A 13553-nucleotide genomic window follows, 5' to 3' on the forward strand; every position below is an offset into this window, starting at 1 on the left:
CTCATGTTGTGGTCTCCGAACAATCACGAACACCGCTACGAGCGAGTGGTCGAGGGCGACGGCAATCGCTACTTCTTCAACTGGCTGTTCAATTGCAACTATTCGGTGTACACCACAGCCGATGGCGTGATCCGGTCGTGGCGGTTCGAGACCCTGCGGCCTGAAAGTTGTTACGTGTTTTAGCGCGCACTATCTCCATGCCGGCAACTGGAGGACGTCTTGTCTTCCTGTTTGTCGTGGTGCTGCACCCATTCCATGATCTCCTCTTCATTGCGGCCCTGGCCTGGGCATAGGTGGAGCAGGTGTGGAGGATTCGCCGGCTTCGTTGCGATAAAACACTGAAGGGAGCGTCCCCAGCTGCAGTCAGGCAATCGATGCAATCACCAGAACAGTGGAACCTTGTGGCTTTGTTTCGTAAGGATGCCACCCGGGGATTGATTTCTGATCAGCGGTTCACGTAGGCTATTTCCGTTGATCGTGTCAGTCATTTCTCAAGGTTGAGGGACGACGGCACACATCAGTACCAGACAGGACGCTTCATTTTTACAAGGGTTGGTGGGCGACAAGAACCGTTTTATTGCCTGCCTGTAATAGAACACGGCGAGTGCGTTGGTAAACGCGTTCGCGAATATCTGGTTATTGATACTTTCATGTCTCCTTCCGTACTGAGTCCACATCGATTCATTGTGCGTGTCCGCCCGGATGTCGCCCTTTTCGATAGCCATGTTGCGAACAGTCGTCGTCGCAGCATTTTGTTCGCCTTTACGTTCTCTCCTCCCCCCCAAAAACGCTAAGTCGTTATCGAACCTATTGCCTTCCTGATACCTGGCCGGGTGCTTTGCCCTGTCTGTCAGCGATTGCCTGAGCCTTTTTAACGGGACGTCCTCTTGGGTGGGGCGGGTCTTTTGATGCATCAAACAGGGAGTTCACTGCATGTGGTGGAAGAGTCTTGCTCGGCAAATTCAGGAAAAAACTGCCGACCACAATGGGGTTGTCGCGTTTGGCGCGGGTTTCGGACCCTCCGGGCTTCCCCATATCGGAACGTTGTGTGAGGTGTTGCGCGTCAGCATCGTAAGAACAGCATTCGAGAAAATATCCGATAAAGAAACTCGGCTGATTATTGTTTCCGACGATCTGGACGCGCTGAGAAAAGTACCGGGTACATTCCCTCAACCGCAGCTCTTGCAAGGTTGTCTGGGGTTGCCGTTGTGCGATATCCCCGACCCTTTCGAGCAGGCGGGAAGTCTATCGGCAGGCATTAACGCCCGACTTGATCAGGCGCTGATGCCCTATGAGCTGGACTATCAATTAGTTGAAAACAGCGCGCTCTATCGATCCGGTTTCTACAACTCGACCATCAGACAGTTTCTCTCTCGAATGGAGGCGATCAATCAGGTTGTGGCCTCACGCCTGGGGATTACCCGTAGAAAGAGCTACAGCATGTTCATGCCTGTTTCGCGTTTTTCCGGGCGGGTCATCGAGCATCTGGTGGTTCGGCACGTTGATCTGCAGCGCGGGGAGATTGTCTATCAGATTCCGCCGGACCTGTTGATCAACCGGCCAGGCGAGGAGTACAGCATCACGTCCCAGGAGTACTACGCCGACGAGCCGATTGGCGAAGACATCACCACGTCAGTGTTGGACGGTCACTGCAAGTTGCAATGGAAGGCCGATTGGGCAATGCGCCTGATTCACCGCAATACTGCTTTTGAGATGCATGGCGAAGATTTGACTGACTCGGCGAATACGGTGCGCGACATCTGCCAGGTACTGGATGTGCGAGCACCGATTCTGATGAAGTACGGGCTGTTTACCGACATCGCCGGCAAGAAAATATCCAAAAGCAAAGGCAACGGGTTTTCCCTGGAGCAAGTCAGCAAGTACATGCCCGAGGGAGCGTTGCAGCATTTCATGTTCAACAACCCTTATCGCACCACTCGTTTCCACCCACAGGTATCGATCAAGGCATATGACGATTACCGAGCAGACCATGCGCGCATGGTCGAGGGAGACGATGACAACCCCGTCGGTTATTTCCATCGTCCACCGACCCATGGCAAGCGTTGCACTACCTACCAGCGGATGCTGAACATCTTTACCGCGTGCCATCCAGGTGACATTGATGCGGCTTACCACTACCTGTTGCAACACGACAAAACCCGGCAAGACATCGTGGCGGATGACGCCTTTACCGACGTGGTACAGAAAGCTTTTACCTACTACCAGGAACGGGTTGCCCCACGTTTCCAGCCGCGGCTGCTCAACGAGTATGGGGAGTCGGTGCTGTATCGGATTTCAGAGCAGTTCAAACAACTGACGGTTCACCAAAGTCCGGTTACTCGCGAACAGATCACGCAAGTCTTCGATCAGGTTGGCGTTTCCTGTCACAGCGCTGCTTACCGGATGCTTTACGCCTGTCTGTTCGGCGAGGAAAGCGGGCCGCGACTGCACGGGTATATCAATCGTCTCGGTGTTCAGGCGTTTTGTGCGGAACTCGAATCACGGATCAAACAGGCAGTTCAACACAGGGAGAGTGAAACCATGAGCGATGTTCAGGTCAGTCCAGCCACTACCGAGTCTTCCGAGGACCCGCGCCCGATGACCACGATCGATCTGCCGCGAGAGGCCGGACGAGTGCTGGAAACCATCGATTTCGAAGAGGTCAAAGTCCGTGCCGCAGCGTTTGCACAGCATCTTCGAAGCAACAGTGAGGCGATTGCCGAGAGTCTTTCGGGGTTCGAGTGCTACAACGTGGCGGTGGATGAGATTGAGCGGTGTGTCGAGTTTCTTGAGAGCCTGGAGCTTAACAGGCCGTTCTTTGAACGCAGGGTGCGTTGCGTCACCAGTTACTTGCCGCTCAATCAGCCGATCTATGCCACGACTTGTTTTGGCATTATTCCTTCATTGCTGGCCGATTCAGCCTGGCTTCGGCCGCCGACGGCGATGCACGCGCACTATCGGAAGTTGCTGGAGTCGTTGCAGCTGGAGCGTTTCTTTCCGAACCTGAATGTCTCTTTTGCCGACAAAGAGGCGTTCGTCAGCCAGACCGCAGCGCTTTCCGATGTGGTCATTTTTACCGGCACGCCGGAAAACGCGACCAAGGTCAGAAAATCCTACCTCAAGCGCACCTTGTTCATTCTCAACGGGGCGGGCCATAACCCGTTGGTGGTGTCGGCTGATGCATCGATCGACACCGCTATCGAAAGTGCGCTGCGGGTGGTGTTGTACAACCAGGGGCAGGATTGCGCCGGTCCCAACAGTATCCTGGTACATCGGCAGGTCTACGTTGAGTTCATCCGTCGGTTGCGCGAAGAGCTGCACAAGTGCGAGGACTATGTGGGTGATTACGCACGCAAAGAGAACATCGTCGGGCCTAACAGCGACCCTGACCACACGTTGAAAGTGGTGAAGATGTTTAAGGAGTATCGCGAACACTGCACGTATGGCGGCGAGATCAATCCGATCAGCGGATTGATTCGTCCGACCGTGTTCGAGCGGCCATTGTCGCTGGGCGGCAACTACAAAGAGTTCTTTGCCCCGGTGTTCTTTGTTCAACCTTATGCCGAAGACGGGGAGCTGGCGGGCTATTTCGAACACCCACTCTATGCACCCAACTCCATGTACGTGTCGTTGTTTGGCAGCAGCGGCTACATCGACGGCCTGGTGGCGTCCGGCAAACATGACGCGAATACGGTGCTGAACAACACCGACCTGCATGTCGTGGAGAAGGGTTACAACCCTTACGGCGGGTATGGGGTCGCGGCGTCCTGCCTGTACGTCAACGGCGAGCGGATTGCCAAACCGACGTTGCCACAACGGGACATCCACGAGCATCTCGTGGCGGTTTGAACGTGAGTGGGCCGGGTATCGACGGGCAGTGAACCTGAGGTGTGATGAATGAATAAATTATTGTTGGCGGCGCTGGTACTCGGCGTTTCCATTGTCGGGTTGTGTATCGGTTCGACCGTGCCAGTGGTCGCGTTGCGCCTGTACCAGGCGGGCGCGTCGAACGTGCATATCGGCGTGATGTCTGCCTTACCGGCGGCCGGCATGATGCTATCGGCCTTTATGGTGGACTGGATCTGCCAGCGACTGAGCCGTCGACATATTTATTTGGGTTGTTTCACGCTGTCGGTCCTGAGTGTGGCCGCCGTCGAGGTCTTCGCCTCGACAGTGTATTGCCTGGCCTTGGCCAGGCTGGTGATGGGGCTGGCGGCGGGGATCATCATTATTCTGGGGGAGTCCTGGGTGAATGAGATCGCCGAGGATTCCCACAGGGGCCGGGTTGTCGCGATTTACACCACCTGCTTTACGGTTTTCCAGCTACTCGGACCGGGGATGGTGGCTCTGTTCGGCACCGCTGGACCCCAGGTGATCGGTGTGGTGATTGCCGGTCATCTTTTGGCGCTAGGGGTGATCTGGTTCACCTTGCCCAGACAGGCGGGCTATCTCGGACACTCCGAAAACAAGACGTTCTCGGTGCTGGGCTTCATTCAAGTGGCGCCGGCGCTGTGTATGGGCATCATTTTTTTCTCGTTTTTCGATAGCGTCATCCTGTCGATGTTTCCGGTTTACGCCGCCGATCACGGCTACGCCATCAAGTTCGCCGCGCTCATGGTGACGGTGATTCTGCTCGGTGACGCAGCCTTCCAGTTCCCGCTGGGCTGGCTCTCGGACAACGTCGCCAGGCCGATAATCTACTTGGGGTGCGGTGTGCTTTCTCTGGCAATCGGTGTATGCCTGCCGTGGCTGATGAACTATCCCTTCTTGCTCTGGCCCAGCCTGGTGGTGCTCGGGGCGGTCGCTGGCGGTGTCTACACCCTGGCGATCATCCTGATCGGCGAAGGGTTCAAGGGGCCGGATCTGGTCACGGCGAATGCCAGCGCCGGGTTCTTATGGGGTGTAGGCAGTTTGCTCGGACCTCTGGTAAGCGGCGCAGCAATGACAACCAGCGCCCACGGTTTGCCATTGGCGCTGTCTGCTGCGGCTGCGCTGTTTGTGTTGTTTGCATTGCCGCTGTTCAGGAGGAGGATCGGGGTGAAGGCGCTGGATTGAACGTCTGAATCACCACCGCGGCCGGAGCGGGCTTGCTCGCGACGGCCACGATTCGGGCTCTGAGTCCTATCCCCCATGGCAGCAGCCCGCTGAGGGCTCGTCGTCATACCGATCATGATGCTTCACCCATTCCATGATCTGCTCTTCATTGCGCCCCTTGGGCATGAGGTCGAGGTAGTTATAGGCCCCGACCAACATGTCGAGGCCTCGGGCATAGGTGGAATAGGTGTGGAAGATGTCGCCCGCTTCATTGCGATAAAACACGCTGAGGCCGGGAAGTTCTTCTTCGGCGCCGTCGGATTTTTCGTAGTTGTAGGTGGCCTTGCCGGCAGCGACGTCTTCGGCTCGGGCGGTGACGCCGAAGTCGTAGTTGAAGTCGCAGCCTTCTGACGACACCCAGTCGAATTTCCAGCCCATGCGCCGTTTGAAGGCTTGGAATTCGGCGAACGGTGCGTGGGAAACCGCCACCACGGCGACATCGTGATGGGCCAGATGCTGGTTGGCGCCGTCGATGTGGTCGGACAGGAACGAGCAGCCGGGACAGCCTTCGTCCCATCCGGCGGCGAACATGAAGTGGTAGATGACCAATTGGCTGCGGCCGCCGAACAGGTCGGCGAGTTTCAGTTCGCCGTGGGGACCTTGGAAGTGGTAGTCCTTGTCGATTTTCACCCAGGGCAGGGCGCGGCGTTCGGCGCTGAGTTTGTCTCGTTCTTTGGTGAAGGCTTTTTCGTTGGCCAAGTGTTGTTTGCGGGCGGCGAGCCATTCTTCGCGGGACACGACGGGATGATTCTGAACGTTCATCAGGTTTTCTCCTTCGCAATGCTGGGAGGTGACTTACACAGCCTAGTCGTTTGACCTACGCTCAATTCGACATGCCGTCGGTCGATAGCTGCAAAAAACTCGGCTGAACGGCTGCGCGCGGTGCCGGTCACAACTTAAGAAGGCCATCTCACTCACAGGCTTTGGAGGTTGAATCAGGATGACAACTTACAACTGGGATTTGATCGAACGCTTGCTGCACGAAGTGCAACACGGTGAGGCCAGTTTTACGCCGCGACCGTATGCCGAGCAGTATGCGGCGGAGAAAGCGTCGGAAGGCGAAGAGACTGAGAACCTGGATCACCTGAAAGCGGTGGCCGGGGAGTACGAAAAATTACTGCTGGAGCGCGGATATATCGAGCCTCGGCCCGAAGAGCAGGGCGGCACCGGCTCCAATTACATTTTGACGGCGCGGGGCTCGAGTTTGTTGAGTCTGATCGACAGCAGCATTCCGGGTAATGACCATCCGCGCCAGGTGTTGGATGAGCAGGAAGATGCGCTGGATGAAGTGACGTTTGATGAGGTGGCATCGAAGGCGCAGATAGCCTGAAGACCACCGATAACTAATGTGGGAGTGACGGTGCGACGATTCGACCTGCTCGCGATTGCGGAGTGTCATTCGACATCGTCGTTGTCTGATACTCCGCATTCGCGAGCAGGCTCACTCCCACATTTTGATTTGTGTTGGGCTTAGCCTTTCTGTGCAGCTTTCAGGCATTTCAAATCGTTGAAGTCCTTGCGCACCCCTTCGATCTTTTTCAACAGCCGCTGGCGCTGAGCCGGCGTGCTCTCGGCCATCAGATCCACCATCAATCCTCGTGCCTGTGCTTCGGTGTTGGCGTAGGCCTGACGGTACGCCGGCGTCCATAAACTCTCTCTATTCACCAGAAGCGTCTCGATTCGCTGTGGGAATTGCGGACTCTGGCGCTGCGCAACCGCCGCACTGAACTGTTTCTGCCAATGGACACGGTTGGCGATCCATTGGGTGTTCTGGTCACCCAAGGCGTTCGACCAGGCCACTACCCGTTGTTGCTGGGTCGGGCTGAGCGGACCCAGCCAGTCATTCAGGCGCTTTTCCATGCGCTCGGCGCGCTGCTTGATCTGCTGGTCAAGAGACGGTTTAACATAATCCTCCTGGCGTTTGCGTTGATCCTTGGCGAAGGCGTCGTTCATTTCCGCGACTTGCTTTTCATCTAGCCCCTGCAACAGCTCGATCGCCGAGGGCGTGATTTCCCGGGCGGTCTGGGCAATCGCAGCTTTGGCTTCCTGAGTGCGGGTTTGCAGCGCGGCTTCGGTGACTTGATTGGTCTCGACCATGGTCTGCAAGCGGTCCAGCCAGTCGAGATAGCCCGGCAATTGTGTAGTGCAGTGCCAGCTCAAGTGTTCCTGGAGGCGCTCGTTGAACCAGCCTTTCTGTTCGCCGTTCATGTCCAGGTAGTCGCTGAGCGTCCACGGAATGATCACGTCGAGGTTGCGGTAGGCCAGGCCCACGCGGCTACAGGCGCCAAGGGCGAGACTGAGGGTGATGATGACGGCGAGATACTTTAACCAGCGCGACATGGGCGAGTCCTTGCGAAGGTCTGGCTTCTTGAGTGGATTCTTATGTGAACGCAAAATGTGCCCGGCAGTTCAGCCGATCAATAGAAGGCGCGCTCGGCCTTGAGGGTGACCAGCCCGTCGCATTGGCTGTTGTGCCCGGAATAGGCGGAGCAGTCGCTGCCGCTGAGGCTTGAATCGCTGTAGATCAGGTCGAGGTCGACGCCCATGAACGGCCGGGAAAGCTGCACTGACCAATCGGTGAAACTGCCGATATACCCACCGTCGACGGATGCCGGCGTGTTGAGCTGGTGGGTGGTGTATTTCATGCTGATCCCGATGCCGAACGGTTGATTACCGCCCAGGTCGGCGAAGACGGTGCTGTTCTGTTTGTCCGGGTCGTTGCTGAACGCGGCGCCGAAGCGGCTGCCCAGAAAGGTCAGGCCGCCGAACAACTCCTGGCTGTCGAGGGTGTCCACTTTCGGATAGCTGTAACGGATCAGGCCGACTTCGTACCCGAGGGTATTATCGAAAGGCTGTTTAAAGCCCATGTAGGAGTCGACTTCGAGTTTGGCTCCCTGCGTTAACCCCATGCTCGGCGCCCACTGGCCCACGTAAAAACCACTGTCATGGCTCAGGTCGAGGCCACCGTGGAACGAACCGGTGCTGGAAGGCTTGACCAGCCCCTGGGCCATGCTGCGGCTGGGGGTGGTGCCGAGTTTGAGATCGAAGTCGCCCAATTCACGCTGGAAGATTTGCGCGTTGGCGACCGAACACGACAGCAGGGTGCCGAGCAATAAACAGGAGGGTTTGAGCATGCGTCACTCCATGACAGCGGGGAGCAGGAACGAAAACCTACTGAAACGCTTGATCTAGACGTGTGCAAGCATACCGGCGAATGCTCGGCATTGAAGGCCGTTCGTCGATTTTTGAAATATGGGTGTATTTGGCGGGGTGTTGCGGGGAGGTTCCAGTCCAAGCGCTTCGAAGCTCAAAGCGCTTACGGACCAGGTGATGCGGCGGATCTTTGGGGGAGAGTTACTTCTTGCCCAAAGTGATCTGCTTGGACGGGCCGAACGTCTGGCCGCTGACGCCTTTGGCAATTTGCTGGATCTCGCCGCCGGATTTGAGGAACGCAGCAATCTGGTTGTTGATCGATTCGCTGGTTTCAACGGCTGGAGCTGGCTTTGCTTTGCTGTTGGATGCTTTTACACGCATGGCGGCCATTAACCTGTAGAAAATTAACTTGGCCAAGCATCGTACAGGAAATACTTGACAATTGCTTGGCAAATATCCCCTCAAAATACACATCATAGGGGCGTAATGACGCACAAGTTATTATTCGAAATACGCCCCTAAGCTGCTGTTTTAACTAAGAACGACGGTTGAAAAACACGGATTTATGATGCGCTGGCAGGGATGGCAATCACCCGTTTGGCCTGACGAGCGGCCAAAGGCCTGAGGCGGAGCCCAGGAAAATGAAGGCCTTCAGAAGAATTTCTGGTGTCACCGGGCTGGCCACAGAAACGTTGGTCGCAAAAACGGGTAGAATGCCGCCCACGCAATGAGGGTATTGGAAATGGCTTTAGTCGGGCGCTACAACAGTTTGCAAGTGGTTAAACACACTAACTTCGGTTTATATCTTGACGGTGGCGCGGACGGCGAAATCCTCCTGCCTAATCGTTATATTCCCAAAGATATTCCCAGCGAAGATGAAGATTGGCTCAACGTTTTTGTTTATCTGGACAGCGATGACAAACTCATCGCAACTACCGAAACGCCGAAAGTTCAGGTCGGTGAATTCGCCAGTTTGAAAGTCGTTGAAGTCAACAGCATCGGTGTTTTCCTGGATTGGGGTCTGCCGAAGGATCTGCTGCTGCCGTACTCCGAAGAAAAGCGCCAGATGACGGCAGGCGAGTATGTCGTGGTGCACGTCTACCTCGACAAACACACCCGCCGCATCACCGCGACGGCGCGCCTGGACCGCTACCTCGACAAAACCACGGCCAACTACACCCCAGGCCAGGAAGTTGATTTGCTGGTGGCCGAAGCGACCGACATGGGCTTCAAGGCAATCATCAACAACAAGCACTGGGGCCTGATCCACAAGAACGAAATCTTCAAGTTCATGCGCGCCGGCAAGGAAGAGAAGGGCTTTATCAAAGAAGTCCGTGCCGACGGCAAGATCAGCCTGAGCCTGCAACCGGTTGGCGAAGAAGCGGCCACCAGCCTCAACTCGAAGATCCTCGCCAAGTTGCGTGACAACAACGGCAGCCTGCCGGTCAGCGACAAGAGCGACCCGGCGGTGATCACCAGCATGTTTGGTGTCAGCAAAGGCAACTTCAAGAAGGCCATCGGTGCACTGTACAAGAATGGCCAGATCGTCATTCATGCGGATCGCATTGAACTAAGCTGACCTCGCTCCAGCCCCATGTAGGACAAATACATGGGGTTGGGCGGCTATGAAAAAAGCGCTGTTTGCATACACGGGCACCTTGCTCGCGTTTCTCGTGCTCGACGGCCTCTGGCTCGGCGTGCTGATGGCGCCCACGTATCGGGCGCTGCTCGGTTCGCTGATGCTCGACCAACCGCTGCTGGCCCCGGCAGCGGTGTTCTATCTTCTCTATGTATTCGGTTGTGTGGTGTTCGTGGTGTTGCCAGCGAATACCTGGCGGCGTGCTGCCCGTTTGGGTGCCCTGTTGGGATTGGTTGCGTACGGCACGTACGACTTGAGCAACTGGGCGACGTTGAAGGGGTGGTCGTCTCAGTTGGCATTGATGGATATGGCGTGGGGCGCTTTTGCCACGTGTGTTGCATGTAGCGTTGGGTATTGGGCTGCGTGCAAGGCGCGGTGATCTCCGTGGTTGCAATGACGTCATCGCGAGCAGGCTCGCTCCTACAGTTGATTGTTGTCGTGCGTATTTAAGGTCGACCCGAGGCGGCATTTTCTGGCCGTTTGGTTAATAATCGACAGCCTCATTTTTCGCCCCGGTACTGTTTGTTCTGCAAGCAGGCCGGGGCTTTGTTTTTACGGTTGGGTCACTGCCATGTTGTGTGTTGTCGAGGTCTTCCGGTGAGCGCCCCCCGGCGTAGCGCCGATGGGTTTGCCCTGCAAGTAATGATCGGGTTGTGCCTGATCTGGGGTGTGCAGCAGGTGATGATCAAATGGGCGGCGCCCGATATCGCGCCGGTCATGCAAGCAGCGGGGCGGTCGGGTATTTCTGCATTGCTCGTAGGATTGTTGATCTGCTGGAAAGGTGGCTGGGACCAGGTCAGTAGCACCTGGCGTGGCGGCTTGCTGGCGGGTGCGCTGTTTGGCCTGGAGTTCTTCTTCATTTCCGAAGGCTTGCAACTGACCACGGCCGCACACATGTCGGTGTTCCTTTACACCGCGCCGATTTTTACCGCGCTGGGCGTGCACTGGCTGTTGCCGAGTGAACGTCTGAGACCCGTCCAGTGGCTGGGGATTTTCCTCGCCTTCGTCGGAATCGCCATCGCGTTTGCCGGCGGCGTGTCCTGGGACAACCTCGATCACCGCATGTTGATGGGCGATGCGTTGGGCGTGTTGGCCGGCGCATCCTGGGGCGCGACTACGGTGGTGGTCCGTGCCTCGCGATTGTCGGAAGCCCCCGTCACGCTGACCCTGTTTTATCAACTGATCGTTGGCTTCGTCGGGCTGTTGCTGATCGCGATCCTCAGCGGCCAGGTGACCCACGTCAGCCTGACCACCGTGGCGGTGGCGAGTGTGCTGTTCCAGGGATTGGTCGTGTCGTTCTTCAGCTACCTGACGTGGTTCTGGCTGTTGCGCCGTTACCTGGCCGCGAACCTGGCGGTGTTTTCGTTCATGACGCCGCTGTTTGGTGTCACGTTCGGCGTCGTGTTGCTGGGTGAAGAACTGAGCATGAACTTCGTCATCGGTGCCGTGCTGGTGCTGCTGGGCATCACGTTTGTCAGCGCTGAGCGGTGGGTGCGCCGTCGTTTGCGCAGAGCCCTTGGGCAGCACTGACCGGCCGCAACAACAGCCCGCCGGCCACAAGTAATCCGCTGCCGGCAATCACCAGAGCAGGCTGCAAACCGCCACTGAAATGGCTGCTCATAGCTGCCAGCAACGGTCCGGCGAGTTGACCCACGGCGAAGCACGCCGTCAGCAGCCCGGCGTTGCGTTGGGTGGCGTGGGGCGCCAGTTCCCGGGAACGTTGCATCACCAGTTGCATGCAGGCCAGGAACGGCGTGCCGCAAAGAATCACTCCCAGTGCCAGACCCGGGCCGCTGCCCAACAGGCAGGCGAAGACGCCGGCGGCCTGGAGCCATAAGGTCGCAATCAGCCAGTGGCGAGTGCCATTCGGATGGGGTCGACGCAGACTGACCAGTACCACCCCGATGGCCGACGCCAGGCCGAAGCACGGCCAGAACAGGTCGGCCTGCCATTGGCCATGAAACTGTGCGCTGGCCATTTGCGAAAGGAAAGTGGCGGGGATGATGTAGCCCAACCCGTACAACCCGTAGATCACCCCTAAACGGCCAATGCCTTGATGGCTAGACGTCGCTGCACTCGGTGCTGCAACGACTGTCACGGTCGATTGCGGCAAAAACGGCAGAATCCCCAGCAGCATCACCAGTGCGACACCGGCATAGACCAGCCACAAGGTTGCAGAAGTCTGCCCCATCAGGTGCGAGCCCAAGGCCAACAACCCTGTCAGAAAAATCCCCAAACCCGGTCCGGCGAACACCAAGGCGCCAAGGCGCGGGCGACCGGCGGCGGCTGCCAGTGGCTGGCTCAACGCCGTAATCATCACCAGCACCCAGGCGCTGGCCACGCCGGTACCGAATCTAAGCACCAGGTGCGACCAGAATCCGTTGGCCCAGAACGACGCCAGTGTCAGCAGCACACACAGCCACAAACCACCCAGCAGTCGCCGGCGGACCTGTTCGGGCCGGCGTGAGAACATGGCATCCACGGCACCGACGAAGTAGCCGAGGTAGTTGGCGGCGGCAATCAGACCGGCGGCGGTCAGGTCGATCTGACCTTCACTGAGCAAGTGCGGCATTTGCGGCGTGAGGGCGAAGCGCCCAATGCCCATGGCCATCATCAGGGCAATAAAACTGGCGAGTAAGCGAATCAGCGCAGACATGGTTTGGGTTCCGGCAATGGATCAATGACCGTCAGGCTAGGACTGATTGACTTTCTTTAAAAATGAATAATAGTGAGTAACTTGTTCTGATTTGGAGAAGATCGTGGAATTCAGCCAGTTGCGAATCTTCCAGGCCGTGGCGCAGGAAGGCTCGATCACCCGAGCTGCCGAACGTTTGCATCGGGTACCCTCGAACCTGTCGACGCGGCTTAAACAACTTGAAGAACAGCTCGGCGTAGAACTCTTCGTCCGTGAGCGTCAGCGTTTGCAGTTGTCGCCTGCGGGAAAAGTCTTGTTGGACTACACCGCCAAGCTGTTCAATCTGCACGACGAAGCCCAGGCGGCGGTGCAGGGCGGGCAACCAGCCGGGGACTTCGTGCTGGGCACCATGTACAGCACGGCGGCGATTCATCTGCCGGGGTTGTTGGCGCGTTATCACCGCACTTACCCGGCGGTGAACCTGCAAGTGCAGTCCGGGCCCAGTGGCGAATTACTTGAAGGCTTGCTCACCGGTCGTCTCGATGCAGCGCTGGTGGACGGTCCGCTGGAGCTGGCGGGTCTGGACGGTGTGCCGTTATGCGACGAGCGGCTGGTGCTGATCAGCGAGGCCGATCACCCGCCGGTACGCAACGCCCTGGATGTGGAAGGACGGTCGGTGTTTACCTTTCGTCAGGGCTGTTCGTACCGGATGCGTCTGGAAGCCTGGTTTGCCCATGATCACGCGGCCATGGGCCGGGCGATGGAGATTGAGTCCTATCCGGGCATGCTGGCGTGTGTGATTGCCGGCTCGGGCGTGGCGCTGATGTCGGAGTCGATGCTTGCCAGCCTGCCGGGCCGCGAAAGCGTGGCGGTGCACCCATTGGCGGAGCCGTTTGCCCGCGCGACGACCTGGTTGATGTGGCGCAAGGGCATGGTCGGGGCCAACCTGAACGCGTGGATTGAGCAGCAACAGGCGGTCTATCCGTCTGCGCCGATTCAGGCTTCGGCGATAGCTTGAACTATCGGTCAGGT

13 protein-coding genes and 1 pseudogene are annotated in these 13553 nt (G+C 57.5%); 8 read left to right on the top strand and 6 right to left on the bottom strand.

What is annotated here, in order from left to right; translation table 11 throughout:
- Positions 1-3: 3 nt before the first annotated feature.
- Positions 4-183, top strand: a complete 180-nt coding sequence (locus tag ACYZT6_RS05665) for a hypothetical protein (protein ID WP_462026079.1) — start codon at positions 4-6, stop codon at positions 181-183.
- On the opposite strand, the pseudogene ACYZT6_RS05670 reads toward ACYZT6_RS05665, so the two are convergent.
- A pseudogene (locus ACYZT6_RS05670) lies at positions 180-342 on the bottom strand (DUF899 domain-containing protein); the annotation flags it as partial. The gene ACYZT6_RS05665 and the pseudogene ACYZT6_RS05670 sit on opposite strands and share 4 nt — an antisense overlap.
- Before the next feature lie 591 nt (positions 343-933).
- Here ACYZT6_RS05670 and ACYZT6_RS05675 point away from each other — a divergent pair.
- Both ACYZT6_RS05675 and ACYZT6_RS05680 read left to right on the top strand, forming a co-directional pair.
- Entirely contained in the window at positions 934-3849 is a 2916-nt protein-coding gene (locus tag ACYZT6_RS05675) for an aldehyde dehydrogenase family protein (protein ID WP_462026080.1), read from the top strand.
- Positions 3850-3897: 48 nt separating this feature from the next.
- Positions 3898-5055: an MFS transporter gene (locus ACYZT6_RS05680; protein WP_462026081.1), complete on the top strand. Its 1158-nt coding sequence runs from the start codon at positions 3898-3900 to the stop codon at positions 5053-5055.
- 66 nt (positions 5056-5121) lie between these two features.
- Here ACYZT6_RS05680 and ACYZT6_RS05685 read toward each other — a convergent pair whose 3' ends face one another.
- Positions 5122-5856 carry a DUF899 domain-containing protein gene (locus tag ACYZT6_RS05685; RefSeq protein WP_462026082.1) on the bottom strand — a complete coding sequence of 245 codons (735 nt, stop codon included), beginning with the start codon at positions 5854-5856 and terminating at the stop codon, positions 5122-5124.
- 178 nt (positions 5857-6034) lie between these two features.
- On the opposite strand from ACYZT6_RS05685, the gene ACYZT6_RS05690 reads away from it, so the two are divergent.
- Positions 6035-6424: a transcriptional regulator gene (locus ACYZT6_RS05690; protein ID WP_462026083.1), complete on the top strand. Its 390-nt coding sequence runs from the start codon at positions 6035-6037 to the stop codon at positions 6422-6424.
- 140 nt (positions 6425-6564) lie between these two features.
- On the opposite strand, the gene ACYZT6_RS05695 is transcribed toward ACYZT6_RS05690, so the two are convergent.
- The 3 genes from ACYZT6_RS05695 to ACYZT6_RS05705 form a co-directional block, all read right to left on the bottom strand.
- Positions 6565-7434: a DUF6279 family lipoprotein gene (locus ACYZT6_RS05695; RefSeq protein WP_462026084.1), complete on the bottom strand. Its 870-nt coding sequence runs from the start codon at positions 7432-7434 to the stop codon at positions 6565-6567.
- A 77-nt stretch (positions 7435-7511) separates the two neighbouring features.
- Complete coding sequence (locus tag ACYZT6_RS05700) at positions 7512-8228, bottom strand: TorF family putative porin (RefSeq protein WP_462026085.1); 717 nt, start codon at positions 8226-8228, stop codon at positions 7512-7514.
- A gap of 220 nt (positions 8229-8448) precedes the next feature.
- Positions 8449-8637: a hypothetical protein gene (locus ACYZT6_RS05705; protein ID WP_017337097.1), complete on the bottom strand. Its 189-nt coding sequence runs from the start codon at positions 8635-8637 to the stop codon at positions 8449-8451.
- A gap of 352 nt (positions 8638-8989) precedes the next feature.
- Between ACYZT6_RS05705 and ACYZT6_RS05710 the strand changes: the two genes are divergently transcribed.
- The 3 genes from ACYZT6_RS05710 to ACYZT6_RS05720 all read left to right on the top strand — a co-directional run bounded on the left by ACYZT6_RS05710 (position 8990) and on the right by ACYZT6_RS05720 (position 11416).
- Positions 8990-9826, top strand: coding sequence for a CvfB family protein (locus ACYZT6_RS05710; protein ID WP_462026086.1), 837 nt, complete (start codon positions 8990-8992; stop codon positions 9824-9826).
- Between the two features lie 46 nt (positions 9827-9872).
- Positions 9873-10265: a DUF2177 family protein gene (locus ACYZT6_RS05715; RefSeq protein ID WP_462026087.1), complete on the top strand. Its 393-nt coding sequence runs from the start codon at positions 9873-9875 to the stop codon at positions 10263-10265.
- 218 nt (positions 10266-10483) lie between these two features.
- Positions 10484-11416 (top strand): DMT family transporter, encoded by a 933-nt coding sequence (locus ACYZT6_RS05720; protein WP_462026088.1) that lies wholly within the window; start codon positions 10484-10486, stop codon positions 11414-11416.
- Here the strand turns inward: ACYZT6_RS05720 and ACYZT6_RS05725 are convergent.
- Positions 11361-12542: an MFS transporter gene (locus ACYZT6_RS05725; protein ID WP_462026089.1), complete on the bottom strand. Its 1182-nt coding sequence runs from the start codon at positions 12540-12542 to the stop codon at positions 11361-11363. The two genes, ACYZT6_RS05720 and ACYZT6_RS05725, sit on opposite strands and share 56 nt — an antisense overlap.
- 103 nt (positions 12543-12645) lie before the next feature.
- On the opposite strand from ACYZT6_RS05725, the gene ptrR reads away from it, so the two are divergent.
- Positions 12646-13539, top strand: a complete 894-nt coding sequence (ptrR, locus tag ACYZT6_RS05730) for a putrescine utilization regulator PtrR (RefSeq protein WP_462026090.1) — start codon at positions 12646-12648, stop codon at positions 13537-13539.
- The last annotated feature ends 14 nt before the right edge of the window (positions 13540-13553 follow it).

It is taken from the genome of Pseudomonas sp. RT6P73 (assembly GCF_054897715.1).

What these genes read in the sequence shown, in the direction of transcription:
- ACYZT6_RS05665 (WP_462026079.1), top strand. Translation starts at nt 4, where the DNA reads ATGTTGTGGTCTCCGAACAATCACGAACACCGCTACGAGCGAGTGGTC.
- ACYZT6_RS05675 (WP_462026080.1), top strand. Translation starts at nt 934, where the DNA reads ATGTGGTGGAAGAGTCTTGCTCGGCAAATTCAGGAAAAAACTGCCGAC.
- ACYZT6_RS05680 (WP_462026081.1), top strand. Translation starts at nt 3,898, where the DNA reads ATGAATAAATTATTGTTGGCGGCGCTGGTACTCGGCGTTTCCATTGTC.
- ACYZT6_RS05685 (WP_462026082.1), bottom strand. Translation starts at nt 5,856, where the DNA reads ATGAACGTTCAGAATCATCCCGTCGTGTCCCGCGAAGAATGGCTCGCC.
- ACYZT6_RS05690 (WP_462026083.1), top strand. Translation starts at nt 6,035, where the DNA reads ATGACAACTTACAACTGGGATTTGATCGAACGCTTGCTGCACGAAGTG.
- ACYZT6_RS05695 (WP_462026084.1), bottom strand. Translation starts at nt 7,434, where the DNA reads ATGTCGCGCTGGTTAAAGTATCTCGCCGTCATCATCACCCTCAGTCTC.
- ACYZT6_RS05700 (WP_462026085.1), bottom strand. Translation starts at nt 8,228, where the DNA reads ATGCTCAAACCCTCCTGTTTATTGCTCGGCACCCTGCTGTCGTGTTCG.
- ACYZT6_RS05705 (WP_017337097.1), bottom strand. Translation starts at nt 8,637, where the DNA reads ATGGCCGCCATGCGTGTAAAAGCATCCAACAGCAAAGCAAAGCCAGCT.
- ACYZT6_RS05710 (WP_462026086.1), top strand. Translation starts at nt 8,990, where the DNA reads ATGGCTTTAGTCGGGCGCTACAACAGTTTGCAAGTGGTTAAACACACT.
- ACYZT6_RS05715 (WP_462026087.1), top strand. Translation starts at nt 9,873, where the DNA reads ATGAAAAAAGCGCTGTTTGCATACACGGGCACCTTGCTCGCGTTTCTC.
- ACYZT6_RS05725 (WP_462026089.1), bottom strand. Translation starts at nt 12,542, where the DNA reads ATGTCTGCGCTGATTCGCTTACTCGCCAGTTTTATTGCCCTGATGATG.